This is a genomic window from Enterococcus sp. DIV0176 (genome assembly GCF_050528535.1).
Lineage (GTDB): Bacteria > Bacillota > Bacilli > Lactobacillales > Enterococcaceae > Enterococcus_B > Enterococcus_B thailandicus.
Genome location: NZ_CP172879.1, coordinates 243,681 through 269,602, shown reverse-complemented (window position 1 = coordinate 269,602; position 25,922 = coordinate 243,681). Strand labels below are relative to the sequence as shown.

25 protein-coding genes are annotated in these 25,922 nt (G+C 35.8%); 6 read left to right on the top strand and 19 right to left on the bottom strand.

What is annotated here, in order from left to right; all coding sequences use genetic code 11:
- Positions 1-2: 2 nt before the first annotated feature.
- The 4 genes from dhaM to IGJ66_RS01340 are packed head-to-tail and all read left to right on the top strand — an operon-like array spanning position 3 to position 3,210.
- Complete coding sequence (gene dhaM / locus IGJ66_RS01355) at positions 3-401, top strand: dihydroxyacetone kinase phosphoryl donor subunit DhaM (protein WP_067483198.1); 399 nt, start codon at positions 3-5, stop codon at positions 399-401.
- A 1-nt stretch (position 402) separates the two neighbouring features.
- A complete protein-coding gene (gene dhaK, locus IGJ66_RS01350) occupies positions 403-1,392 on the top strand; it encodes a dihydroxyacetone kinase subunit DhaK (protein WP_095803377.1) in 990 nt (329 codons plus the stop codon).
- Positions 1,393-1,425: 33 nt separating this feature from the next.
- Positions 1,426-2,028 (top strand): dihydroxyacetone kinase subunit DhaL, encoded by a 603-nt coding sequence (gene dhaL / locus IGJ66_RS01345; protein ID WP_430616709.1) that lies wholly within the window; start codon positions 1,426-1,428, stop codon positions 2,026-2,028.
- A 15-nt stretch (positions 2,029-2,043) separates the two neighbouring features.
- The gene (locus tag IGJ66_RS01340) at positions 2,044-3,210 is read left to right on the top strand and encodes an iron-containing alcohol dehydrogenase (protein WP_095803375.1); all 1,167 of its coding nucleotides are present in this window, start codon (positions 2,044-2,046) and stop codon (positions 3,208-3,210) included.
- A 78-nt stretch (positions 3,211-3,288) separates the two neighbouring features.
- Here the strand turns inward: IGJ66_RS01340 and IGJ66_RS01335 are convergent, their stop codons facing one another.
- Positions 3,289-5,112 carry a glucose PTS transporter subunit IIA gene (locus IGJ66_RS01335; RefSeq protein WP_270607943.1) on the bottom strand — a complete coding sequence of 608 codons (1,824 nt, stop codon included), beginning with the start codon at positions 5,110-5,112 and terminating at the stop codon, positions 3,289-3,291.
- A 249-nt stretch (positions 5,113-5,361) separates the two neighbouring features.
- Here IGJ66_RS01335 and IGJ66_RS01330 point away from each other — a divergent pair, with 249 nt between their 5' ends.
- Complete coding sequence (locus IGJ66_RS01330; protein WP_430616708.1) at positions 5,362-6,561, top strand: enolase C-terminal domain-like protein; 1,200 nt, start codon at positions 5,362-5,364, stop codon at positions 6,559-6,561.
- A gap of 363 nt (positions 6,562-6,924) precedes the next feature.
- Here IGJ66_RS01330 and IGJ66_RS01325 read toward each other — a convergent pair whose 3' ends face one another.
- The 6 genes from IGJ66_RS01325 to IGJ66_RS01300 all read right to left on the bottom strand — a co-directional run bounded on the left by IGJ66_RS01325 (position 6,925) and on the right by IGJ66_RS01300 (position 15,131).
- The gene (locus IGJ66_RS01325) at positions 6,925-7,632 is read right to left on the bottom strand and encodes a GntR family transcriptional regulator (protein WP_067483210.1); all 708 of its coding nucleotides are present in this window, start codon (positions 7,630-7,632) and stop codon (positions 6,925-6,927) included.
- Between the two features lie 637 nt (positions 7,633-8,269).
- Complete coding sequence (gene nagE, locus IGJ66_RS01320) at positions 8,270-10,237, bottom strand: N-acetylglucosamine-specific PTS transporter subunit IIBC (RefSeq protein WP_067483212.1); 1,968 nt, start codon at positions 10,235-10,237, stop codon at positions 8,270-8,272.
- Positions 10,238-10,256: 19 nt separating this feature from the next.
- Positions 10,257-11,096 (bottom strand): PRD domain-containing protein, encoded by an 840-nt coding sequence (locus IGJ66_RS01315; protein ID WP_067483214.1) that lies wholly within the window; start codon positions 11,094-11,096, stop codon positions 10,257-10,259.
- Positions 11,097-11,359: 263 nt separating this feature from the next.
- Positions 11,360-12,685, bottom strand: coding sequence for a 6-phospho-alpha-glucosidase (locus IGJ66_RS01310; RefSeq protein ID WP_071868571.1), 1,326 nt, complete (start codon positions 12,683-12,685; stop codon positions 11,360-11,362).
- A 21-nt stretch (positions 12,686-12,706) separates the two neighbouring features.
- Positions 12,707-14,272: a PTS transporter subunit EIIC gene (locus IGJ66_RS01305; protein WP_067483218.1), complete on the bottom strand. Its 1,566-nt coding sequence runs from the start codon at positions 14,270-14,272 to the stop codon at positions 12,707-12,709.
- Positions 14,273-14,318: 46 nt separating this feature from the next.
- Positions 14,319-15,131, bottom strand: a complete 813-nt coding sequence (locus IGJ66_RS01300) for a carbohydrate deacetylase (protein ID WP_430616707.1) — start codon at positions 15,129-15,131, stop codon at positions 14,319-14,321.
- Between the two features lie 158 nt (positions 15,132-15,289).
- On the opposite strand from IGJ66_RS01300, the gene IGJ66_RS01295 reads away from it, so the two are divergent.
- Positions 15,290-16,006 (top strand): MurR/RpiR family transcriptional regulator, encoded by a 717-nt coding sequence (locus tag IGJ66_RS01295; protein ID WP_075491851.1) that lies wholly within the window; start codon positions 15,290-15,292, stop codon positions 16,004-16,006.
- 231 nt (positions 16,007-16,237) lie between these two features.
- Here IGJ66_RS01295 and IGJ66_RS01290 read toward each other — a convergent pair whose 3' ends face one another.
- The 12 genes from IGJ66_RS01290 to IGJ66_RS01235 form a co-directional block, all read right to left on the bottom strand.
- The gene (locus IGJ66_RS01290; protein ID WP_067483224.1) at positions 16,238-17,629 is read right to left on the bottom strand and encodes a glycoside hydrolase family 16 protein; all 1,392 of its coding nucleotides are present in this window, start codon (positions 17,627-17,629) and stop codon (positions 16,238-16,240) included.
- A 227-nt stretch (positions 17,630-17,856) separates the two neighbouring features.
- On the bottom strand, positions 17,857-18,531 hold the full coding sequence (locus IGJ66_RS01285; RefSeq protein ID WP_430616706.1) for a hypothetical protein: 675 nt from the start codon (positions 18,529-18,531) through the stop codon (positions 17,857-17,859).
- Positions 18,532-18,550: 19 nt separating this feature from the next.
- Positions 18,551-19,219, bottom strand: coding sequence for a YidC/Oxa1 family membrane protein insertase (locus IGJ66_RS01280; protein WP_206909412.1), 669 nt, complete (start codon positions 19,217-19,219; stop codon positions 18,551-18,553).
- A 1-nt stretch (position 19,220) separates the two neighbouring features.
- A complete protein-coding gene (locus IGJ66_RS01275; RefSeq protein ID WP_430616705.1) occupies positions 19,221-20,102 on the bottom strand; it encodes an ABC transporter ATP-binding protein in 882 nt (293 codons plus the stop codon).
- A gap of 2 nt (positions 20,103-20,104) precedes the next feature.
- On the bottom strand, positions 20,105-20,776 hold the full coding sequence (locus tag IGJ66_RS01270) for a hypothetical protein (RefSeq protein WP_430616704.1): 672 nt from the start codon (positions 20,774-20,776) through the stop codon (positions 20,105-20,107).
- Positions 20,777-20,838: 62 nt separating this feature from the next.
- The gene (locus IGJ66_RS01265; RefSeq protein WP_430616703.1) at positions 20,839-21,045 is read right to left on the bottom strand and encodes a hypothetical protein; all 207 of its coding nucleotides are present in this window, start codon (positions 21,043-21,045) and stop codon (positions 20,839-20,841) included.
- Between the two features lie 38 nt (positions 21,046-21,083).
- Positions 21,084-21,290 (bottom strand): hypothetical protein, encoded by a 207-nt coding sequence (locus IGJ66_RS01260; protein WP_430616702.1) that lies wholly within the window; start codon positions 21,288-21,290, stop codon positions 21,084-21,086.
- Positions 21,291-21,328: 38 nt separating this feature from the next.
- Complete coding sequence (locus IGJ66_RS01255) at positions 21,329-21,535, bottom strand: hypothetical protein (RefSeq protein WP_430616702.1); 207 nt, start codon at positions 21,533-21,535, stop codon at positions 21,329-21,331.
- Between the two features lie 145 nt (positions 21,536-21,680).
- The gene (locus IGJ66_RS01250) at positions 21,681-22,592 is read right to left on the bottom strand and encodes a helix-turn-helix domain-containing protein (RefSeq protein WP_430616701.1); all 912 of its coding nucleotides are present in this window, start codon (positions 22,590-22,592) and stop codon (positions 21,681-21,683) included.
- Between the two features lie 537 nt (positions 22,593-23,129).
- Entirely contained in the window at positions 23,130-23,870 is a 741-nt protein-coding gene (gene truA / locus IGJ66_RS01245) for a tRNA pseudouridine(38-40) synthase TruA (RefSeq protein WP_430616700.1), read from the bottom strand.
- A gap of 191 nt (positions 23,871-24,061) precedes the next feature.
- Positions 24,062-25,282, bottom strand: a complete 1,221-nt coding sequence (locus IGJ66_RS01240) for an NAD(P)H-dependent oxidoreductase (protein ID WP_430616699.1) — start codon at positions 25,280-25,282, stop codon at positions 24,062-24,064.
- Positions 25,283-25,301: 19 nt separating this feature from the next.
- Entirely contained in the window at positions 25,302-25,907 is a 606-nt protein-coding gene (locus tag IGJ66_RS01235) for an NADPH-dependent FMN reductase (RefSeq protein ID WP_067483231.1), read from the bottom strand.
- Between the last annotated feature and the right edge of the window lie 15 nt (positions 25,908-25,922).

The window sequence follows — 25,922 nt, the reverse complement described above, 5'->3', positions numbered from 1 at the left end:
GAATGAAAAAAAGTATCTTACTCGTTTCTCATAGTCAAATGATTACAGATGGGCTCAAAGAAATGATTGAGCAAATGGGCAAAAGTGAGAATGTCGTGCTCTTTTCCCTGGGTGGAACTTCTGACGGAGAATTAGGTAGCGATCCAACCAAAATTGTAGATGCAATCAATGAAGCAACTGATAGTGATATCTTTTTTGTCTTCGCTGATCTTGGCAGTGCTGTCTTAAGTGCTGAACTTGCATATGATTTATTAGAACCAGAACAACAAGAAAAATATGTGTTAGTTGATGCCCCCTTAGTTGAAGGAGCATTCGCAGCTGGAATCACAGCAAGTGTTTCTGACGATCCCGACCATATTGTCAATGAAGCAAAGCAGGCAGCAAAGAAAGGTTGGAAATAAAATGAAGAAAATCATTAATGAACCACAAAATATTATCGAAGAAATGCTTGAAGGAATGGTAAAAAGTTATTCAACACTTGTTCATCGCGTCGATGATTCCAGAGTAATTGCTAAAAATCAAACAGAGAATGCACAAGTCGGATTAGTTTCTGGTGGCGGAAGCGGACATGAGCCTGCACATGCTGGTTTTGTCGGTGACGGAATGTTAAGTGCAGCGGTTTTAGGTGATGTCTTCACTTCTCCTACACCAGATCAAATCGAACGCGCTATCGAAGCAACCAACCAAGGCAAAGGTGTTTTATTGATTGTTAAAAATTATACTGGTGACATCTTGAACTTTGAAATGGCAAAAGACTTAGCCGAAATGAACGACATTCCAACAGAAATCGTTGTTGTTGATGACGATATTGCTGTAGAAGACAGCACTTATACCGCTGGAAAGCGTGGTGTTGCCGGAACAGTTCTTGTTCATAAAATCTTAGGTGACGCTGCACGAAGTGGCGCTTCTTTAGCAGAATTAAAAGAGCTCGGTGAAAAGGTTGTCCAAGCAACCAAAACGATTGGCGTTGCTTTAGCAGCGGCAACTGTCCCTGAAGTTGGAAAACCTGGTTTTACTTTAGCAGAAGATGAAATCGAATTCGGCGTTGGTATTCATGGAGAGCCAGGATATCGTCGCGAAAAATTACAACCTTCAAAACAATTAGCACAAGAATTAGTTGAAAAATTAGTTCAGGCTTATCCAGAAACGCCAAAAAAAGTTGGTGTCTTGGTCAATGGTATGGGTGGCACTCCTTTAATGGAACAATTTGTCTTTATAAATGATGTGTTAACTTTACTTGCGGCTAAAGATATTGACGTTGATTTCCACAAGGTTGGGAACTATATGACCTCTATTGATATGCAAGGTCTTTCTCTAACATTAATTGATTTGACGACACCAGCTTGGACGGAAGCTTTAACAAGTCCAGTTACAACCATTTCATGGGGCTAACTTAAGAAAATGTTTGACTAAAGGAGAATGACAATGGATTTAACAGTCGAAAAAATACAAGCATGGTTGAATGATTTTTCTCAAGAAATCGAACAAAATAAACACATGCTTAGTGAATTAGATACGCCAATTGGTGATGGTGACCATGGAAACAATATGGCTCGTGGCATGGCAGCTTATCAAGAAGCATTTGCTGCACAACAACCAAAAACCATTACTGATACATTTAAAATCTTAGCTATGTCTTTGATTTCAAAAGTTGGTGGAGCTTCTGGTCCGTTGTATGGTACGGCATTCATGAATTTTGCCAAAGCAACAAAAGAAGTTACTGCCATTACGAATGAAGAACAGTTAGGCGAACTTGTACAAGAAGGATTGAGCGGAATCCAATTACGTGGAAAAGCCAATGTAGATGATAAAACAATGGTCGATGTTTGGGCCCCTGTAGCTGAAATACTCAAAAAAAATCAACCTTTAACAGTGGAAGAAATCACAGCTGCCAAAGAACATACAAAAGAGTTACAAGCCAAAAAAGGACGCGCTTCTTACCTTGGTGAGCGTTCTATTGGCCATATTGATCCGGGTGCTGCTTCCAGCGCTATTTTGTTCCAAACGTTATTACCTTATCTTAACTAGAAAGAAGCAACTGACATGAAAACAAATTATGATTTTATGATGCCTAGCGTCAATTTCTTTGGTCCTGGGGTCATTGCCAAAATTGGTGAACGTGCAAAATTGTTAGGCATGAACAATATTTTGATTGTAACTGATTCTTTTTTACATCATTTAGAAGATGGACCTGTCAAACAAACAGAAGAAAGCTTACGATTAGCTGGGATTTCTTATACTATTTTTGACGGTGTCGAGCCAAATCCTAAAATTCGTAACGTTCAAGCCGGAGCTGCGATGTATCAAGAAAATAATTGTGATAGTATCATCACTGTTGGTGGTGGTTCTGCCCATGATTGTGGTAAAGGAATTGGGATTGCCCTGACAAATGGTGAAGATCTTGCAAAATTAGCTGGAATCGAAACGTTGACCCAACCATTACCACCACTGATGGCCGTGAATACCACCGCTGGAACAGCTTCTGAAATTACACGACATGCCGTGCTAACAAACGAAGATACACATTTGAAATTTGTCATTGTTTCGTGGCGAAATGTACCTTTAGTTTCTTTCAATGATCCATTGTTGATGCTTGATGTTCCAAGTAAATTAACAGCAGCTACTGGAATGGACGCTTTGTGTCACTGTGTAGAATCTTACGTTTCAGAAAATCGTAATCCAATTACAGATGCTCAAGCAATTCAAGGAATGAAATTGATTGGCCAATATTTACGTCGAGCAGTTGCGAATGGTCATGATGTTGAAGCACGTACCAATATGGCTTATGCTTCTTTACTTGCCGGAATGGCATTCAACAATGCCGACCTAGGTTACGTTCATGCGATGGCACATCAATTAGGTGGTCAATATGATGCCCCACATGGCGTTTGCTGCGCTGTGTTAATGCCGACTGTTGAACGTTGGAATATGATTGCTAGTCCTGAACGCTTTGCTGATATTGCTACTTTCTTAGGAGAAAACATTACTGGATTATCTCCAATGGAAGCAGCTGAAAAGGGAATTCATGCACTCGAAAGAATTTCTGAAGATGTTGGTATCCCAACAAATATCAAATCAATTGGGGCAGACCCAAAAGATTTTGAATTGATGGCTGAAAATGCGTTAAAAGACGGCAACGCCTTTTCAAATCCACGCAAAGGTACAAAGTCAGACATCGTTGAATTATTCACCCGTTCTTACGAAGCCTAATTTTTACTTAACAGAGAAAAAAGGATGAAGCAAAACGAAATAACGTTTTGCCTCATCCTTTTTCGTGCATAAAATTGATTAATTCAAAACAACTTTTTCTAACAATTCACCAGATTGATGCGTGCCATCCAACCTTTTTTCACCATGAAGTGTCACTACGCGCTCCATGTTCAAGATGATGACCATGACTATTGTTGATTTTTTTTGCGTGCGAATATAATCTAAATCCATCTTTGCAATTTTTGTTTTACTTGAAACTTTATCTCCAGCTTGAACAAATAGCTCAAATCCTTCGCCATTCAACGAAACTGTGTCGATTCCCATATGAACCAAAATTTCCACGCCATTAGTTGTTTTGATTCCAATCGCATGTTTAGAAGGAAAAATTGTGGTAACAACTCCGGATACTGGCGCATAAATTTCACCATTGATCGGCTCAATAGCAAATCCATCTCCCATCATTTTTGTCGAGAATACTTCATCGGGAACATCCTCTAAAGGTACATAAGCACCTTGGGCTACCGCATGTAAATCAACTTCATTGGTTACAAAATCTTCTGTTTCTTCTTTTGGTACAAGTAGATATGTCACTAGAAACGAAGAAACTAAAGCAATCAAAATGCCTAGCACTGCAAAAATAAAATATTGCCCAATGTAGGCCGGCAAACTAAAAATACTCGACAAAATATAACCATAAATTCTAACCCCAAAAAAGCTAATGAATGCTGAAGCTAAGGCACTACCAATCGTAGCCGCAGCAAAAGCTTTCTTATACTTCGATAAAATACCAAATAGCGCTGGTTCAGTGATTCCTAAAATACCTGAAATTGCTGAAGATAAGACAAGTGTTTTTTCTTCTTTTGTCGTTACCTTGGTATAAATTGCTGCAGTTGCACCAGTGATTGCCATGTTCGCCATAAACATCATTGGCATCAACATATCATAGCCTTGATTTGCAAAATTTTGTAACGCAATCGGGGTCATTGCATGATGAAGCCCCGTAAATATCGCGATTGGGCGAATTGCGCCAACGACAATTCCAGCTAAGATCGGTGATATTGCAAATAGCCCTTCTACCCCACTTGCCAATAAGTTTCCTAGAAAAATACTGATGGGTCCAATGACCGTTAACGAAAGTATTCCTGCAATAAATAATGACAACGTTGGCGTGAAAACAGTTCGTAACACTTGCGGTAGAACTTTGTCGACCCAACGATAAATATAACTTAATGCTAATACGGCAAAAATAATTGGAATAACTGTTCCAGCATAATTAAATACAGGAACTGGAACTAAGCCAAATAATAAGAATTGAGAGACTTCTCCTTGTGCAACAGCTGCCGTCATAGTTGGAAATTGCATAGCTGCTGCAATCGCAATTGCTAAATACTGATTCGTTTGAAAAATTTTCGCAGCAGATGCTGCTACAAAAAATGGCAGGAAAGTAAACACACCGCTTGCAATCATATCAATAACCAAATAGGAATCTGTTTGATTTGAAAGTACATTCAATGCTACCAATCCAGCCATCAGTCCCTTGATCATCCCAGCACCAGCAATCGCCGGCACCAGCGGACCAAAAACTCCAGAAACCGTATCCATAAACAATGATACAAGTCCCTTCTTTTCACCTGAATCAACTATCCGTGTTTCCTCCAACCCTAATTCCTTTGCCAATGGACGAAAATAGTCTGCGACATCCGTTCCAATAACTACTTGTAGTTGGTCGCTCTGATACTTTGTCCCAACCACATGTGGAATTTTTTCTAACGCCTCATAATCAACTGCTTCAACTTTTTTTAAGTTAAATCGTAAGCGTGTCATACAGTGCCAAGCATTATTAACATTCTCTTTTCCACCAACAGCTTCAATGATTGCTTGTGAAGTTTCTTTATGATTCATTTCTCGCTCCTCCTTGTTTGCGTTTACACGAGCTATATTAGCATGGAGACATCTCGTTGTAAAACCAGTCCTATTATACAAATAACTAACAAAAAACTTTATTTAACAACATTTCCAAACAAAAAAAATGATAATTGGACTGATTTTTAAAGATATACGACCTTTTTTTTAGGCCAAATTGACAGCGCTATAAATGACATGTTTTACTAACTACGAAGCACAAGATTATTTTCTATAGGAGTGAATATAATGACACCAACAATTATTACGAACATAAAAAGTTTTGCGATCAAACCAGATCGGCATAATTTATTAGTGGTCAAAGTTGAAACAAATAAGGGCGTTTTTGGCTTAGGTTGTGGTACTTTTCAGTTCCGCCCACTAGCTGTCAAAACTGTTGTGGATGACTACCTCAAACCTCTGCTTATAGGGCGAGATGCAAATCAAATTGAAGATCTTTGGCAAATGATGAACGTTAATTCTTATTGGCGAAATGGTCCAATTACTAATAATGCAATTTCAGGCGTTGACATGGCTTTATGGGATATCAAAGCAAAGTTAGCAGATATGCCACTCTATCAACTACTAGGCGGAAAAGCACGCACGGCAATTCCCGCATACACACATGCAGTTGCTGATAATATTGACGATTTATTCAGTGAAATCGATCGTTTCTTGTCTGATGGATACCAGTATATTCGTTGCCAATTAGGTTTTTATGGAGGTAATCCAAAAAATTTGCAAACACCTGAAAATCCAATCGCTGGTTCTTATTTCAATCAAGAAGAATACATGGATACCACACTAAAAATGTTTGCTACCATTCAACAAAAATATGGTCATCAATTTCAGATGCTTCATGATGTTCATGAACGTCTTCATCCAAATCAGGCGATTCGTTTTGCAAAGGCTGCTGAACCTTATCATTTATTTTTCCTAGAAGACCTTTTGCCTCCTAATCAAAATGAATGGCTTACACAACTCAGAAATCAAGCTTCTACACCTATTGCTACTGGGGAACTATTTAATAATCCAATGGAGTGGCAAGAACTTGTACGAAATCGAATGATCGACTATCTGCGTGCACACGTTTCTCAGATTGGTGGAATTACACCTGCACTAAAATTAGCTCATTTTTGTGATGCAATGGGAATTCGTATTGCTTGGCATACTCCATCAGATATCACACCAATTGGCTTAGCTGTAAATACACATTTAAATATTCATCTTCATAATGCTGCTATCCAAGAAAATATTGATGTGCCAAAAAATACGCAACAGCTTTTTGGGCATATTCCTCAACCTAAAAATGGTTTCTTCTATCCAATTGAAGAAGTCGGCATTGGTGTTACATTTAATGAAGAACTAGCGGCTGAATTTCCGGTTGTTTATCGACCGCATGAATGGACACAAAGTAGGACGCCAGATGGGGCAATTGTTACGCCGTGAGAAAGGTTGTGAGAGAAGTGCTTAGCTCCAATAAATAAGAAAAAATTACCAGAAATTGCTTCCCAAATTTTTGAGTAATTTAGGCTTATTTGGAAGGAGTTACTTCCTGAACACCGAGGAAAAGGCTGTGGAGCAAAACGCTCAGCTCCGACAAGATAGTGAGCAGGCACTCAAAATAGCTCCTCATATTTTGTAGTGAATGCAAACTATCTTGTCAGAGTTGTTTTGGGAACACCGTGAATAAGGTTGCAGCATAAAGCGGTTAGATTTGAAAAAAACAAGTACCAACAAAAAAATTCAAGATATACACTAAGAGGCAAAGACAATTCAACTGATTGTCCTTGCCTCTTTCTCATTAACTCATCAATCAATTCTTGATTGATGAATCATTCGATCAAATGGACGAATATAGGTAACCGAGTAATCAATAGCTGTAATCTCACTATATTCAAAAATCCGACCGTCAGCCAATAAAGCTCGATTTTTGATTTGCATTGCTGGTGTTCCTCTTCTAACCATTAAAACTTCTGATTGTGCCTTTGTTAAAGTCACTGGTGTGTAGTTACTAATATAATGTGAAATTCGGTATCCTTCTCTTTCAACAAAGCGTTGAATCGAATGTTCGACTACTTCTTTTGTTACTTTAGGGAACAATTTAACTGGCAACAATGATTTTTCTAGTTGCTCAATTTTATAGTTCACTAATCGAATTCGCGAAAATGACCAGATTTCTTCTCCAACTTCTAATTGAAATAGTTGACACTCTTCACTACTTGCTAAACGTTTTTCTAACGTCAACATTTTAGACTCTATTCGATCATAAGGCGTGCGTGTCAAAGAATTAAATATCAATGGGTTCTTAACCCATTTTTCGTGAACAAAGATTCCTGACCCTTGAACGACGCGCACAATTCCAATCTCCTCTAAGCTTTTGATTGCTTGTTGAATCGTAAAACGAGATACTTGGTATTTTTGTGCGAGTGTTCGTTGGGCAGGCAACTTACCATCCTTGAACTCTTCTTGATAAATTTTACTCAGCAAATCTTGAACAATAAATTCCTTTTTTTTCATAAAAAAACTCCTCATCTATAAATGATGACAACTCATGATAAGCAGACCTATCTTTCATTTTTCCCAGTTATTTCTTCTAGTATAGCAAATATTCACACGTTTTATTATTCATCAAAAAAAGGCTACGACAAAAGTCGCAACCTTTTTTAGTTACATGAGTTGATTCAAAGTGACTCTTCTATATAGATATAACTTACATTTACTACAAAGCATTGGAAGTTACTTTGAGTGCCTGCTCATTATCTAGTCGGAGCTAAATGTTTTGCGCCACAGCCTCTATTTACGGTGTTCAAGAAGTAACTCCTTCAAAATAAGTCTAACTTTCACAAAAATTTGAAAAGCAATTTCTGAAAATTTATTCTTATTTTTTGGAGCTAGGCACTTCTTTCACAACCTCTATCCACGGTGTTCCCAAAGCAGCTCCTTCGGCAATAAGTCCTCTTTTCTTAAAATATGGAAAACTATTTTTAGAAAAGCATTCTTATTGCTTGAAGCTAAACGCTTTGCGCCATAACCTTATTCACGGTGTTCCCAAAGCAACTTCTCGAAATAACTCACAACTGGTCAAAAATATGAAAAACTATTTTTGGCAGTTGCTCTTTATTCTTTCGAAGCGAACCGCTTTGCGCCACAACCTCTATTTACTCGTTACCGTCCCAATAATTTCGTTCACTTCACCATCTTGGCCAGTTGTTACTGAGAATGTATCGATTTTATCTGGATTTGTAAAGACAACGATCATGTCAGCTTCTTTACCACTTGCCTTCAAACTTGCTAGATTGACTTTTGCAAGCATTTGTCCACGTCCCACTTGTTGTCCTTCTTTAACAAAGACAGTGAATGGTTCACCATTTAATTGAACAGTATCGATTCCCATGTGAACTAAGACTTCAATTCCAGAGTCAGTTACTAAACCAATCGCATGTTTTGTAGGAAAGACACTTGTCACTTTCCCAGCAACTGGCGCAAAAATTTCGCCTGATTCAGGAATAACTGCAAAACCGTCACCCATCATTTTTTGTGAGAACACTTCGTCACCGACTTCAGTGATTGGAATCACTTTCCCAGTAGCTACAGCATATACATCTTGTGTTTGTGGTCCTTCTGGTTTGCTGATTTCTTCGGTAACTACTACTGTCCCAGCTGACTGGCTGACAGGACTTCCATGTAATTTACTCATTTCATCTGCTACAAATTGAACCTCTGTTCCAACAATAACTTGGATATTTTGATCATCAATTACTTTCAATCCCGGAACACCAGTTGCTTTGATTTTTGATTGATCAACTTGTTTTGTATCTTTCACTTGTAAACGAAGACGTGTTGTACAGTTATCAATTGATGTCACATTGCTTGCTCCACCAAGAGCCGCATAGATGCTATCTGCTAAAGCAGAAAACTTATCGTTACCAGTTGCTAAATCAGGCGTTTCTTCACCTGTACCTTCTTCGCGGCCTGGTGTCATCAAGTTAAATTTCTTGATAACAAACATAAAGGTAACATAGTAAACGACAGCCATAACCAAACCTAGTAAAATCAACATGTATGGTTTATTCGCAATTGGTACGCGTAAACTCAAGAAGAAATCAATAAAACCAGCACTAAAGTTAAATCCTGCTGTCCAATGGAAAAGTGCTGCTACAAACATTGAAATACCTGTTAAAGCTGCATGAACAACATACAGTGGCCAAGCAACAAACATAAATGAAAATTCCAGTGGTTCAGTAACACCAGTAAAGAATGAAGCAAATGCAGCTGCTAACATCAATGAAGCTGTTTGTTTTTTCTTCTCTGGACGAGCACATTGATAAATGGCTAACGCACCTGCTGGCAATCCAAACATCATTACTGGGAAGAACCCAGCTTGATACATTCCTGTAATTCCTTTTGTTCCTTCACTTGCCCAGAATTTACCAATATCATCAATTCCTGCAAGGTTGAACCAGAACACATTGTTCAACGCATGATGCAAACCTGTTGGGATCAATAGACGGTTAAAGAAACCATATAGTCCAGCACCGACTGCTCCCATTCCAGAAATCAATTCACCAAATGAAACAAGCGTATTGTAAACTGGTGGCCAAATAAAAATCAATAATGCCGAAATCAAAGTCATTACACCAGCAGTTACAATGGGAACTGCGCGCTTCCCGCTAAAGAAAGATAAAGCCATTGGCAATTTTACTTTACTAAAACGATTGTACATTGCTGCGGCAACTAGCCCAGCCAAAATCCCAATAAAGACATTTTTGTTGTTAATTGCGCCAAACGCAATGTTTACTTGTTCAACATCAACTTTTGTGAACAATGCAACTGATGCACTACTTACCAAAGTCATCGGTGTCAAGAAAGCAACCAACCCTGCCAAAGCTGAAGAACCATCTTTGTCTTTCGACATTCCTAATGCCAAGCCGACCGCGAACAACAATCCTAAATTATCTAAAATCGTACTACCAGCTTTAATTAAAAAAGCCGCCAAAATATTATTGCCACCCCAACCACTTGGGTCAATCCAATAACCAATCCCCATGAACAAAGCTGCTACAGGTAATGTTGCAACTGGCAACATCAATGAGCGACCCATTCTTTGCATATAAGCTTTCATCTTTTTCTCTCCCTAATTTTTAATCACAAACAGCGCTACGTAAGCGTTCAATGTGGATTGCTAAGTATCCCATTTCCTCACTCGTAATCGACATTTGATATTGTTTAAGTAATAAAACACGAATTTTTTTCGTCATTTCATAACTTGCTATATATTTTTTCTTGACCATTTTTAAAATATCTTCATCCAAAACAGCGTACTGCTGGTTCTTATAACGTTGTAATAATAATCTCAAGTGATTTGCTAAACGCGTGTAGCTCAAAGACATCTCTTGAGTATGCAAATCAACCTCAAGCTCTGCTTCGATTAAACGAATCACATCTGAAATAATTGTCACCTCTCGAATACTTCGATGATTGTTCAATTGATTTCTGCGACTCGAATGAATATGAATGGCAATATAGCCTGCCTGATCGTAAGTAAATGGCACATCTAACGTTTTCGTCAAATGTTCTACTGCCCATTGTGCAATTTGAAATTCTTCAGCGTACAAAACTTCGATTTCTCGTAATAGTTTGTTACGAATCACGATACCATTTTTCATATTTTCGGCAGCAAATGCGATATGGTCTGTTAATGCAATCAAAATATGTTCATTCAACGGCTCCATTAAAATCGTTTCTGCATGCTGAATGATTTCCTCAGCTGCAAATAAATATTTTTCATCAATTTGATTCAATAAGTTTTGCAAACGAAGTTGTCCTTCCGGTTCCATGACAAAGAGGCGCTCGATGTCCTTCATAAAAATAAGGTCATTTCGTTTCTTCTCAAAGCTGATTCCTTTTCCAATTGCAACTTTTTCTTGTCCGTCATCGTCTACCAACACAGCATTCTGATTAAAGATTTTTTTGATTTTCATAATGAGTTCCTTTTCTGCAGAAATAGGTTTTTGATTTCACAACTAACAATCATTTTCCAGAAATTTTTTGGCCTAAAGAATTTCCAGACAAAAGAAAAGCATGGAAAAATCACCTGGAAAATTGCTCTCCCACGTCATCTTTCCATGCCTAGTATGATCTAGTCACATGAAATCAATATTGTTAACAATTAAATTGTATAGACCAAATAGTATTTTGTCAACCGCTTTCTTTATTTTTTTATTTTTTGCGTTTGACAGTTGCTTTAACTTAACTCTGGCCAGAACTCTTTGTTTGCTTCGTGAAGCTCATCTAAAACTTTTTTACCCACTGTATAGTTAGGAATTGTTTTATTTAACATAACTGCTTCTAATGCTGTTTGATACGAACCTGACAAAGCTGCATCGACTGTCATTTTTTCGTAAGCTTTTTGCATCTCCATCAGTCCTTTTTGGAAAGTTGGTATGTGTCCGACGGTAATTGTTTCTGCCCCCATACTTCCCACATATGCTGGAACTTCGATTACTGCTTCTGGATCAAAATTTGCGATTGAGCCCTGATTTTTTTTGTTGACCGTAAAGCGTTCGCGCGTATTGTGGATAATCGCATAGGCAATATCCACAATATAATTTCCGTGGACACCCGCGTGTAAGCTTGAATCTTTGGCACTGCCATTAGCAATCACACGCCGACATTCTTCGTAAATTCGTTTTTCACGACCTTGCATTACGTAATCGCCACGAGTAAACGAAGGATCATCATGCACAATCATTTCGTCTGGTGTTAAATAATACTGCAAGTAGCAATTTGGGAAATATTCTGGGAACCGTTTGAATAAACTAATCATCTGACGATAGGTATCGATCCAATATTGATCTTCTTTCGTTTCATCATTTGATTGTAATAATGTATCGATTTTACCAGAAAGAACGTCTTCTCTTAAGATTGGTAAAAGGTCTGTTCCTGTCTCATCAATAATATTCGTCCACCAACCAAAATGATTCATTCCAAAATATTTAAAGGTTAAGTCACGTAAATCTTTATTGAAATATTTAGCTATCGCACCTTCAATTGAAATCGGCATATCACAAATACACAATACATTTGCATCAGGAAATTCTCGATAGATTGCTTCTGACAAAATGGCTTCTGGATTTGTGTAATTGAGAATCCACGCCTTTGGACAAATTTCTTTTACCTTTCGAATAATTTCTAACACTGCTGGAATCACACGCATAGCAAATGAAAATCCACCTAGTCCACAAGTTTCTTGCCCAACAACACCATTGTTAAGACAAATTTTTTCATCAATTGCACGTTGTTTGTTCAAGCCTGGTCTAATTTGCATGAATAAGAAATCAGCATCAACTAATGCTTCATCAATGTTTGTTGTATAACTAACTGCCACTTTTGAACCTAGTTCTTGATAGTACATTTTCGTATATTGGCCAAGTAGTGACACTCTTTCTTCATCAATATCATATAAAACTAATTCACTTAGATTCAATTCTTCTGCACGTTTTCGTAAAACTTCTAAAATTCCTGGTGACTGTGTTGATCCTCCACCAATCATTACAAATTTATTTCCCACTGTTGTTTTCCTCCATTTATCTTAATTATTCATTTCTTTTAGATGAGTCAGATACGCTTCTACTTTTTCCCGTTCTTCTTCTACACCCATCCCAATAATAATCTGGATATGCTTTCCTTTATCCACAATACCTGACGCCTTCACTTTTTGTTTCAGTAAGTCGATGTCAACTTTTTGTTCATCTTTTACATCTACTCGTAGACGCGTATAGCAGTTAACGATGCTTTCAATATTTTCCGCACCGCCTAAACCAGCAACAATTGTTTGTGTTTGCGGCTCAAATTCGCTATCGATACCTGTTGTAACAACTGTTTCATCAAGTGCCGCAAGTTGAGCTTCACTTTTCTCGCGTCCTAAAGTCGGAATATCTAAACGAACAATCAATTGCTTAAATACGACATATTCTAAGACAGCCGTTGCAAGAAACATAATTGGAATCAAGTACTGATGACCTAGCCGACTTGGAAATGCAAAGCTGTTGATAATCATATTGATGCCTGTATCAAATTGGATATTGATACCCACTAAATTTGTAAAAAATAAGCTTAGTCCGTAAACAACTGAATGTGCTAACCATAAAACAGGTGACAAGAATAAAAATAAAAATTCTAATGGTTCAGTCACACCCGCTAAAAATGCCGTTGTAACCATTGGAATTAAAATAGCTGCAACTTTTTTACGATTCTCGATTCTAGCTGTTTTCCAAATAGCAAAAGCAATCCCAATAGGCAATGAAATCGAACCAAAATTAGATAGATAACCAATAGATGGATGCATTGATGTGATTTGACTAGCATTCCCCAATTCCGCCAGCCAAATATTGTAAGCTCCTTCATAAACTTGACCTGCAATTTCGGCGCTTCCCCCTAATGGTGTATAAAAAATCGGCATCCATAAGAAATGATGTAATCCAAGTGGTAGCAATAAACGATTTAAGAAACCATAAAAGAAAAATCCGGCTGAGCCAGCAGTTGTTGTTGCCTTAACTAAGCTTTCAACACCGAAATTAATCATTGGCCAAACATAAGTAATACCCATTGCAAACAAAATCGTAACAAAGACAATCAATAAGTAAACAGACTTTGTCCCAGAGTAAGGTGAAAGATACCGGTGCAACTTAATCTCACCAAATCGATTCACCATCCAGCCAACCATCACTCCTAATGAGATTCCTAAAAAGACCCCCATGTCTGTGACTTGAATCCCGAAGACCATTCCTTGACCAGTTCCATAAAGACCTTGTTCACCTGCGGTTGCCAAACGATCAGTTATTGTTAACCATGAATTATTTGCGTATAAGAAAAGCAAGTAAGTAATAATTCCTAAAATGGCGGCATCCGTTTTGAACTTTGGTTTTGCTAAAGCTGCAGCAATCCCCACACAAAAAATCGCACTTAGCTGGCCAATCATACCTGAAGACAAAATATTAAATACAAAATTCCCGACATCTTTGGTGAAAGTTGGCATCATCTCAAGTTTTAAGATTGCACAGACAGACAAAATAATCCCTGTAACAGCCATGAACATCACTGGTTGGATAATTGCTTTAGAAAAAACACTAGCCGACTTCATAACTTTCTCTTTCATTCTATTTCTCCTTTTTTAGTTTGGCTTTATGCTACTAAGCTACTTGCTAATGATTGACAATCAAGCGACCTGCTGAGATCTCTTGATAATTACACAACGTGATCTCTTGCTCATCCAATAAATTTTTTAATTGTTCAGCACACAAAATGGCAACTTCTTTGGTTCGTTGAAGATGAAAACTTGAGCCAAAGTATAACGACTCATCAACAAATGCTGGATGAACCATCAATTCAGTCACCTCATCATCTTCTACTTGTTCCACTACTGATTGGATCTCGGCCAAACAAGCAGCCATATTTTCAGCAAATGATTGATTCAAATCACGAATCGAAGGATAATTCATCAAATCAAGAAATCCACTAATATTTTTTTGATAAGGTAAGTTGATTTGTTTTTCCAAATCAAATGCGTTTCGAAAGCATAGCTGGTATTTTTCAGCAATTCGTTGCGTAATCGCTAAATTTTCTGGGAATGTATGCACATGATGATGGCTATCTAAATGGGTTAGTTTCAAACCATTTTCCAACAAGTAATCGATTTGACTTGACCATTCATGGAAAATCTCTTCTTCTTTCATAAGCGGACGATTTTTTTTATAATCTTCCAAATGATAAAATTGCCCTTCTTCATTTGTTAATGACGTTGCAGGTGTCAATGGTTGCCCGCAAGTCAATACAAGATGCCCACCTACGCCAAGTCCCTGATTCTCTTTTGCAAGCTGAATCGCTCCGTCTCTTCCTGACATGTTCGCCATCAAAGTAGTCGAAGTTAATACCCCATCTTGATAGGCTTTGATAATTCCTGCGTTGACAGCTGCAGAATAACCAAAATCATCTGCATTGATAATTACTTTTTTCATGCTTAACCTTCTTTCATCAAAGAAAATAGATTCATACAATTGTATTTGCTTTCTTTATAGCCATAGTATAGTATCTTAATAAAGCGCATACAATGCTTATTTAACAGGTTGGCTCCGTTTTCACACACTGAAAATATTTTCAAGAGAGGAACTATTCAATGACAAAAATTTATTATCTTAATCGTTTATTCCCAAATAACTCATTTCATTCAGACGATGAACGAATGATTGAAAAAATTGTCGAAGCAATCCATAGTGATGAAAACTTAGATATTCGCAATATTGCCAAGATCAATTACACCTCGCCTTCCTCAATCAGCCGCCTAGCCAAACGAGCAGGATTTAATAATTTCAAAGAACTTATTTTTTTTCTTTCCAATAAGTTTTCTGCCTCTTCAGTCAATCAAATTGAAGAACTTTCGTTTGTCACAACTAATCATGAGTGGGAAAAAATTGATTGTTACTTCAATGAAGCTTTTTCTGAGAGAAAGATCTATCTGTTTGGCGAGGGATTTTGCCAGTTTCTCGTTGATTATACTTACCGAAAATTATTACTAAAAAAAATTTATGCAATCGACTTAGAGGGAGTGGAAATTAGCCTCGTTACTGACGAAACCCCACATACCTTGATTACTTTTTCTCAATCTGGTGAAAATCAAAATGGTTTAATCAAAATGAACGAGTGCAAAAATTACGGTGGACATGTTATCACGATTACGGCTAACGAAAACAGCAGTTATGCCAAAAAAGGAGATCTCTCATTTCTAGTCGAAAGTGGTACTGTTGACTCTGGGCCAGAAAATCAACAACTAAATTATTTTTTCGGTAATGCTTTAAATTTGATTGAGTATCTGATTGCTCGTTATGCCAATTGATAACACTACTAAATTTGCTATTGTTTCTATTCACTTGTTAAATCAACGCATCGATTTTTACCAATCAGCGATGCAAAAAAAGGACGCTAATTTTGTACCCACTTCCAAAACATTAGATTTTTAATCTATTTTTTTGGGCGGTACATTCCTCGCGTCCTTTTTCTGATATTATTTATTATTTTATAAGCCTCACCATTTCCCGTAGAAAAAACAAAATTTCCTTTGGTCTTTTTAGTCAATCATTTCCCATTGACTTCTCCAAGCGCCAGTGTGAATAGGACTACATTCAAGGTAGCCTAGGTTATTTTCTATATGGATTACTTGTGTCGGTTTCCAACGATTCACGAACCGAGTGTAATTACCGACGGTTTCTTTTTTCCACTGTGCACTGTAATACGTTTCTGGCACTACGCCGTGTTCTACATAACCTTTTTGGTGCTCATTGTGTAACAACTCATTTGTCCTTGCATTTTTAATCAGAAAATACTCACCTTTAGGAATCATTTGCCACTTTTCAAGATTTTCGTTTGTCGTAGACAGAATCACCTTATCTGATTCCGTAGCCAAACTAAGAAATTCACCTGTCTCACGATTTTTAATTCCTTGTTTTGGTATATCATAGCCCGCATCTTTTTTATAAACCCGTACATAATCAATCGCCCATTCTTTAGGATAGACCTCATTGTGTTTTCCTGATCCTGCATCTGTGTATATATTTAAAATCATCCCCATTGGATAATCTGGTGCTTGATTAATTGTCCTGAACAATTGACCATCAAAATAAAATTTCAGTGAACCAGGTTCCCATTCCATACCATACGTATGAAATTCATTAGTTAAGCTATCTACTCCAACTGCTCCTGGAACAACAGCTTCTGCACCGCCAATTGTTGCTGTCGTGCTATCTGTCCACGATCTTGAAAAGAAAGGATCATTCCAACCATATGTGCATACTTGCCATAAGCCTTTCTGGCGATTGTCTTCTGTAACGTTCTTTGTTCCAACTGGTCGCTGAACATTTTTACTGTAATCAAAAAAAGTTTCAATAATATCAATTTCGCCTGTTTCTTTTGAATTTTCCCAATCATTCGTGTCATTTTGCATACCAACTAACCACCATGCCTGATGGCCGCCACCACTACTATTTGATAATTTTGCTCGAATTTCAAAATAACCATACGTTGTCGCATACCCACCAGTTTTCTCATCCCCCAACATTTCATTTTCAGGTGAGATAGGAGACATTAGCTTCTTGCTGCCACTAAAATTATGAATCCAGTTTTTATTAAATGATTGAATTGCACTGGATTTGACACCTGTTGTTCCGTATCCATAATTATCCTTGTCTAGTGTTGGTGCCCAAGCTTTTTGATCTGGTTGAATAGACTCAATCAATTTTCCTTCTTCAAAACGATAATTTGCTTTGGCATCATCCGGATTATCTGCCCAATGTTCCAAATACTTATCGCTCCATTTTGATTGATCCAAAGTTGGTCCATTAAATTCATCATGAAAATCTAGGGTATATCCATTTTTTTCTGGAATTTGTTCCTCTGCTGCTACCACTTTTTCTAAACTCAATCCAACACTTACCACAGCCAATACACAAAATAACTTTTTCATAAAAGAAACCCCTTTCATCTTTATTCAACCAAAGTGTAGCACAGCTTTTTAGCGACTTGATTGTGATTTGTTATCATGAATCTATTTTTATATTTTGAAAATAGATTCAAGTTAACAAGGGGCGTTTCATTCAACCCAAAATAAAAAATACGATGCTCATAAGCATCGTATTTTTTATTAAACATTTAGTCAAAAATTATAGAAAAACTATATTTTTCGTTTTTCTACTATAGAATAGCTGAGTGTTCATCGGTATAAATAGTATCATCATTTGTACCAATAATTGGATCATGAATAATATCCCACATCGCACCAGCATATTTCAGTTGCGTAATTACTTGGTATCCAGCAGGGGCATCCGCAATAGGTAATTGAGGATACTGTGCTAAAAGTTGACCATAATCAATTGTGATATGTGCATCTACACCACCTGAACCAATCCAAAATGAACTTGGTGCCTTAATAATCAATCGATCAGCATAGATTTCACAATTCGCAGCAGTGATTTTTTCTTCAGCACCCATTCCTAAAATACCTGTAACTGAGATTTTTCCACTAATTCCTGAAATAAAACTTGGTACAGAAGCAGCATATTTAAATTCTTTAGGTAATTTGATTGTTAAAGCTGCCTCATCACCGTCAACGAAACCAAAATCTTCTGAATGATAATGTAAAGTCAAGCTACCAGTTCCGGGTACACCTTCAATATAAGGAGTCATCATTCCTTCTAAAGTACCTTTGGCAATACCAATAAGCGTTCTGGAATTTGTTGCTACGCGATCATGCGTATTTACTTGATTTTCAGTAGATGATACTACATCTGCAAAAGAGTTAACACTTCCTAAATTAGTTGCTAACAGTGTCGCACCTACTAACATAGTTGTTAAAATTTTTTTGTCCATTCTATTCTCTCCTTAATGTTTATATTATTATTGGGTAAATATTTTTTATATAATATTTATAAGTACTACTAAATGACGAATAAATATATTTCTCTAATAACATATTTTGTATTAAAAAATTAAAAATACTTGCATACCACCAATAAATGACGATTCCTACGTTGACTTTAAGTGAAAAGCGAAACATGATGATAGAGATAATCGTAGTTATAGCGATACTCAACCATTTTTCTTTTCTTGTACCTATTTTAGTTGCATTCAAGCACCCTACCACTAAAAGTATGACTAAATAAATCATTGGAGCTACTATAGTCGCGTCTGGTTTTGAGACATTAAACCACAAATAAGGATAGTCTTTCATTTTGTGCAGTGCATTTAAAAATGTTGCGATGATTACACCCTCAAAGACTATAGATGCAAAACTAAGCAAAGTACTTCCATTCCTCGAACAAGAATATACAACATTTAACTTCTCTAGATTCTCTAGTTTTGTACTTGTTGATTTCTGATATTGTGCTTGATTCTCTTTTATTATTTTTTTTAATAATTTATTTTTGTACCTGTAAACTCGGGTAGGTATCGTCAATGTTTTGACAAAAAAAGTGGTAATAAATATGGAAACAAGCGGCCCTAAATACTGATTAAGCCATTCTAAAATTGAGAATAAGATCAACATATCATCACTCACTCTAAACAACTAGATTTAAAATATCAGGATTGATTTTGATACTTTTGATTTCAACAGGTAATTCCGAGCTAAATTGCCGCACATATTTCAAAACATCTTTTTTGTAACAAGTAAACTCTACACGATTTTCAGATAAATCAAAATCAAATAAATCTACTTTGTTTTTAGCAAAGTATTCTCCCAATAATTCAATTTTTGTTTGTGGATAAGTTACCGTTACTTGAATAGGTTTCTTACTTTCTTCACTGGTTAGTAAGTTTTCTTCATAAAAAACTAGCTTTCCTTTATTGATCAACAATACTTTATCTGCCAATGACTCAATCAATTGCCAGTCATGGGTAGAAACAATCATACTCACTTTTTTTTGTTTTAATTCCTTAAATAGATTTACAAATTTAAACACTGTCTCTTCGTCTACTCCTGAAGTAGGCTCATCTAAAATTAAAAATTTAGGATCAAACAATAATGCTTGAGCTAAACTTAGTTTTTTTTTCATACCAAATGAGTAGTTTTTGATTAAGAGTCTATCCGGAACTTCCAAATTAACACGTTTAAATAAATCTACTATTTCGCTTTTTCTTATTTTTTTTCCTTTGAGAGAAGCCATATATTTCATAAAATGTGGACCAGTAATTTGATTGTACAAAGCATCTGTATCAGGCATATAGCCAATAGAATCATATTTATTCTTTGGTATATCAATTTCGCCACTAGTAGCATTTGAAACTTGGGCTACTATTTCTAATAATGTAGACTTTCCCGAACCGTTTTTGCCATTGATCATGACGATTTCACCATCAGCTATTTCAAAATTTATATTTTTTAGTAAATGATGCTTTGAAATAGATTTATTTATATTTTTAATTTCTATTTTAGGGTTCAAGATTACACTTCCTTTTTGTTAAATATGATTACAACGAATAATAAAAGAATAAAAGAAAGAATATATGGAATCATAATATAGATGCCACCCTTTAATAGATAAAAATATGGAAATATATACTGGAAGTACTTGACTAACATATTAGATGACTCTGTCACATAAAGACCTATTGTTGGGAATAGTATCCCTACAAAAAGTCCCATAAAATTGCTAAAATTTTCTTTCTTTATTAGTACAGACAATAGCATAACAATTGAAATAAAATAGGAAACCGCACTACACAGCATCCACAGTATATAAAAACTAAATGTGACCCCTAAAATGCTTAACATACTGATATTTATCAGCATGCACATTGTCCAAAAAAAGAAAATCCCTAAAAATTTACCTACAATAAATTCCTCGCGAGAAACTTTAGATAGTATAAATTTCAATGTTCCATCAGCTATTTCTTTATTTAACACACTGTGAGAAAATATAGAGATCAACAGATAACCTAAAATAAAGAAAATAATACGTAACCCTGCGTAAGCTTTTGGAATACCATCAATTGATAATTGACTAGTCAGCATATTCGATATATTATAATTAAAAAGGGCTATTAAGATTACTAATAGTATCATTTTTATATTAATTGCTAAATTTCTAAATTCCTCTTTTGCTACTGCAAACATATAATTTCTCCTTTATTTTATGAGCGTATGTTTGATCCAACAGAGCAGGGAAGAAGCTAAAATTAAGCTAACCCTAGCAAACTTGCAATTTGATTAAGTACAGAAATTGAACATGTTGTTAATAGTTCAATAACGGCTTCCAATCCTTTTTGCACTGCTTTTCCCATGTCAGATCCTACTAATGTGTCGATTAGTGTTCGAAATGGTAATGGCAATGTATTCCAAGAACTCATCAAGTAAAGACCAATTTTAGTAATAAATGCTGTCATTTTCTCATCTCCTATAATTTTGATTAGCTAGATAACAATTAAGCTAGTCCTAGTAAATTTGCAATTTGGTTAAGTACAGAAATTGAACATGTTGTTAATAGTTCAATAACGGCTTCCAATCCTTTTTGCACTGCTTTTCCCATGTCAGATCCTACTAATGTGTCGATTAGTGTTCGAAATGGTAATGGCAATGTATTCCAAGAACTCATCAAATAAAGACCAATTTTAGTAATAAATGCTGTCATTTTCTCATCTCCTATAATTTTGATTAGCTAGATAACAATTAAGCTAGTCCTAGTAAATTTGCAATTTGGTTAAGTACAGAAATTGAACATGTTGTTAATAGTTCAATAACGGCTTCCAATCCTTTTTGCACTGCTTTTCCCATGTCAGATCCTACTAATGTGTCGATTAGTGTTCGAAATGGTAATGGCAATGTATTCCAAGAACTCATCAAGTAAAGACCAATTTTAGTAATAAATGCTGTCATTTTCTCACCTCCTATGATTTTATTTCTTCCCTGCTCTGTTGAATCAAAGAATACTTTTTATTACTTTTTAAGAATAACCTTTTCTGTTAACATTTGTTTATTTTGTACAAAATAATGACACGCCTGATTTTAGTGAATACTATTACTATTCATCAAAAACCTTATGTTTTTTGATAGTACTGCTTTCTGTTAAAAGCATTCCAATCCTCTCTATGACCGATTTGGTCGTTAACTCCATATATTGTTCATCGAACATAGATAAAATCTCTATGTAATAAGTGATTTCAATTATGTTCGTCTTAGTCTTGTCTCTTCTACGTACATATATTTCTTTTAGGATCCTTTCTATAACTAATTCATAGAAATTTCTACCCGATCTACTATCTCGTTCAATTAGTGCTAAACATTCTGGAATAATTTCAAACAACTTATATTTCAAACAAACGATAACCAAGTTTATGATATTTTTATTTGATGAATATCTGTAATTTTTATATTTTGTATATTGTTTTAATTTTTTTAAAACATAGTTCTTTTTATGGTTGATATATTCCTTAGGAAAAATAAATAAAATAGTACAGAACATCTGAAGTTCAAATGCCCCCCAAGTTTCACACTTGTTTAAATAAGCCATTAATTCCACTACATACTTCTCATCTTTTTTTTCTAATTTAGAAAAATCACAATTTTCACTTAATAAATTTTTTGAATAAACGTACATGTACACATAAAAAATATCTTGACTCTCTAAATATTTCTTTTCTAAAACTTTTATAAAAATTCTTAGTTTGTGTATGTTTCCTTCGATATTTACTTGTTCAAAATAATTACTTACAGTTTGTTTATCATTTATTCTATTTGAGTTTGTTAGAAACAAGAATTCATTAATATCAACATTTAATCTATCCAAGTAAGAAACAATAACCTCAAATGAGGGTCTAGATATCCCTGCTTCAAAATTTGCCAAAGTTGTTCTAGACGTTATCCCATCAGTTAACTGTTTTTGTGTGATTCCTCGCTCCAAACGCATAGTTTTTATTAATTCCCCATACTTCAAAAGAACACCTCGCAATCTTAATAAATCGCTAAATAAATTCATTTTAAATAAAAGAACACTTTAAGGTTATAAAAATATCAAAAAAACACTTCAAAAAAACATAATTATATATATATTATTACATCTTATCCCTCCTCAAATAAAATTATATGTATATATTTCAAAAATAAAAAATATTTCATAAGATAGTATTTTTTTATCTTAAGTGTCATTTTTTCTATTTATAATAAATAAAACGCTTATTAAATCCGCTTTCAAAGCGTTTTTTATTATTTTTCACGACTATATAATTTGATAATATCTAAAGATGAACTTTGATATAAAACTTTTATCATTTTCATTTCAAATGAAATCCATTTCTTTTATTGTTTGTTTTGAAATAATATTCAATAGTTAAAAAATAACTATTTATAAATAATAAAAAAACCGAAGTGACTAATCACTTCGGAAATATCAAGCGTTTAATGTACCCTCTCAGTTTCGACCAACTATTTAACCCCTGAAAATTTTAGTTGATTCTTTTTATTAACAACTAGCTCAAATATAATACACTTCATCAAGAAATAGTCCTTGCGCCGGCACTGTTTCTCCCGCACTTTTCCGCACTTTTTGTTCAAAAATCTCATCAATGGCAGCCACTGGCATCTTTCCTGCACCAATCTCTAACAATGTGCCCATCATAATTCGAACCATTTTATATAAAAAACCATTACCAACAAAAGTAAAGTGAAGCATACTTCCATCTTTTTCAATCGTAATTTTTTCAACCGTTCTTGTTGTAGATTTCTTGCTCTTTTTCAAGGCAGAAAAACCAATAAAATCATGTGTACCTACTAATCGTTTGCAAGCCTCGTTCATCGCATCCAGATTTAACTCTTGTGGAACATAAAAGCTGTGATAACGTTCAAAAGCTGTTGGAATTGGGTTATTCCAAACATAATAGCTGTACTTTTTCCCACTTGCGTTGTAACGAGCGTGGAATCTTTCTGGCACTTCTTCAACCTTCTTAACGACAATATCACCAGGTAAGAAACGATTCAAAAATTCACACATAGCCAAACAATCCATTGTTGACTCTGTCTTAAAATTAGCAATCTGTCCTCTCGCATGTGCACCAGCGTCTGTACGCCCTGAGCCAATAATCTCAATGGTTTCACCTGTCATTTGTTTTAACACAGCTTCAATTTTACCTTGAATCGTTTTATCTGAATCACCAAGACGTTGCCAGCCAAGATAGCGACGTCCATCATACTCAATTGTTAGTTTGATATTTCTCATGTGTCTGCTCCTCTTATTATGAATGATGCGTTGTGAATGACGCAATTTCGTTTCTTAACTCATCGCTCATTATACCAAAGATCATTGCTCATATTAAAAAAAGGAACTGTTTTCTACTAACAACTTTTTCGCGCCAATAAAAAACAATCAGAAACAACGAATTGAGCGCTGTCCTGATTGTTTTATTGTTTTTATTTTACAGAAGCACTCGAAACTGCATCTACTGCAGTTTCATCGTGTGTGCTGGCGCTGGTTACTGCATCTGTTTTTTCATCATGAACAGATGCACTTGAAACCGCATCTTCATTTCCAACAAGTTGTTGACCCGTTTGTTGTAAATACCACTCAATGATTGGTTTGAAATCAAGAATGTATTCATTGATTCCAGCATACTCTCCATTTTCATCATGCATTGCTTGGTAATTATGCACAATATATTTTTCTGGCACTTGTTTTGGTACATGAACACGTACCGCATCTGTTGCTCCGCTTCGCAGTTGTTGAATTACCCACTCTACATTTTTATACGATTTTTCTGGGTGACAGTTGGCTAATGGATTCCCTACCTGACCGGGCACACGAGCAGCTAACATCTCTTTCGCTTCTTGGCGCAAATTATAATATAAAAATTGGTTATTATTATCTGCAAAAGTTAATTCCATCGGCATCGAATCTAAAAAGTAATTGATTTGATCCACTGTCAATAACCCACGATTTAATTTGACGTAAGTATTTCCAGAAACGGCACCGACTGCTTTAGAAGCTTTTTCCAACCAATGATCATCTGACATATCAACATCGGGTATTGTCGTAGCAATTGTTCCTGTCGCATGCAAATCTTCTGGTGGAAGCTTTTTAGGCCCTGCTAAGGTAGACACGACTTTAATGAATTTTACAAAACTTGCTAATGTACTGCCTAAAAAGTCAACAGTTCGTGGATCAATCAAGCGACCTTCTTGGTCAAATGCTTCTTTTGCTTTTCCCAATAAAAATTCATTTCCGGGCATCACTAATGCATTCACACCTGGTGCGTCCAAAATTTGGCGCAAGTGTAATTGCGCGCGTGAAGTTCCTTGATCGTAGTAAGAAGCACCCACAACCATTACAGGTTTATTTTCAAGTGGATGGATTTTAAATGATAGCCACTCAAGTACACTTTTCAACCCTGCTGGAACCGTATGATTGTGTTCTGGCGTAGCAATAATTACCCCATCAGCCATTAAGATTTTGCGATTTAGCTGTTGAATAGCAGGACTATTTGTTTGATCATCATCTTGATTGAACAGAGGCAAATCTTTGATTTCAATGATTTCTAAATTAAATAGTTCATGATATTGTTTTTGAATAAATGTTAATAATTTGCGGTTATATGAAAGTTCAGCTGCTGATCCGACGATACCTATTAATTTCATCTTTGTTTGCTCCCCTCGATTAAATCGTTTCCCATGAAAAGTTTTCGGCTTCACGTTTATTTGCTTGGTGCGCATGTTGCAATTGACTAGTGATTGTGACAAAGAGCAAGAAATCTTTGAATAGTTCACGTAATTTTGCGACTTGTTCTTCATCAATGAGTCGTCCTTGCTCATCAAAGGCTTGGAGTGAATGACCCAATAAAAATTCTGAACTTGGCATAATTCGTGCCTTTAACTCTGGTGAATCCAATATTTGGCGCAAATGTGCTTGTGCGCGTGAAGAACCTAACGTGCCGTAAGACGCTCCGGTAATCATCACTGGTTTATCCACAAACGGAAAAATACCATATGAAAGCCAATTTAATGCGTTAATCAATGAAGCAGGAACCGCATGGTCATACTCTGGTGTGCTGATGATTACGCCATCTGCTTGTTCAATTTTTCCAGCAATTTCTTTAACAACATTTGGTAGTTCTGTGTTTTCAGGTTTGTTAAATAGTGGCAGCTCCTTGATTTCGACAATTTCGATTTCTGCCTCATTTACAAAATAATTTTTCATAAACTGTAATAATTCACGGTTTGTTGACCGCGTTGAATTTGTTCCTACTAATCCAATAAATTTCATCTTCATTCTCTTTCC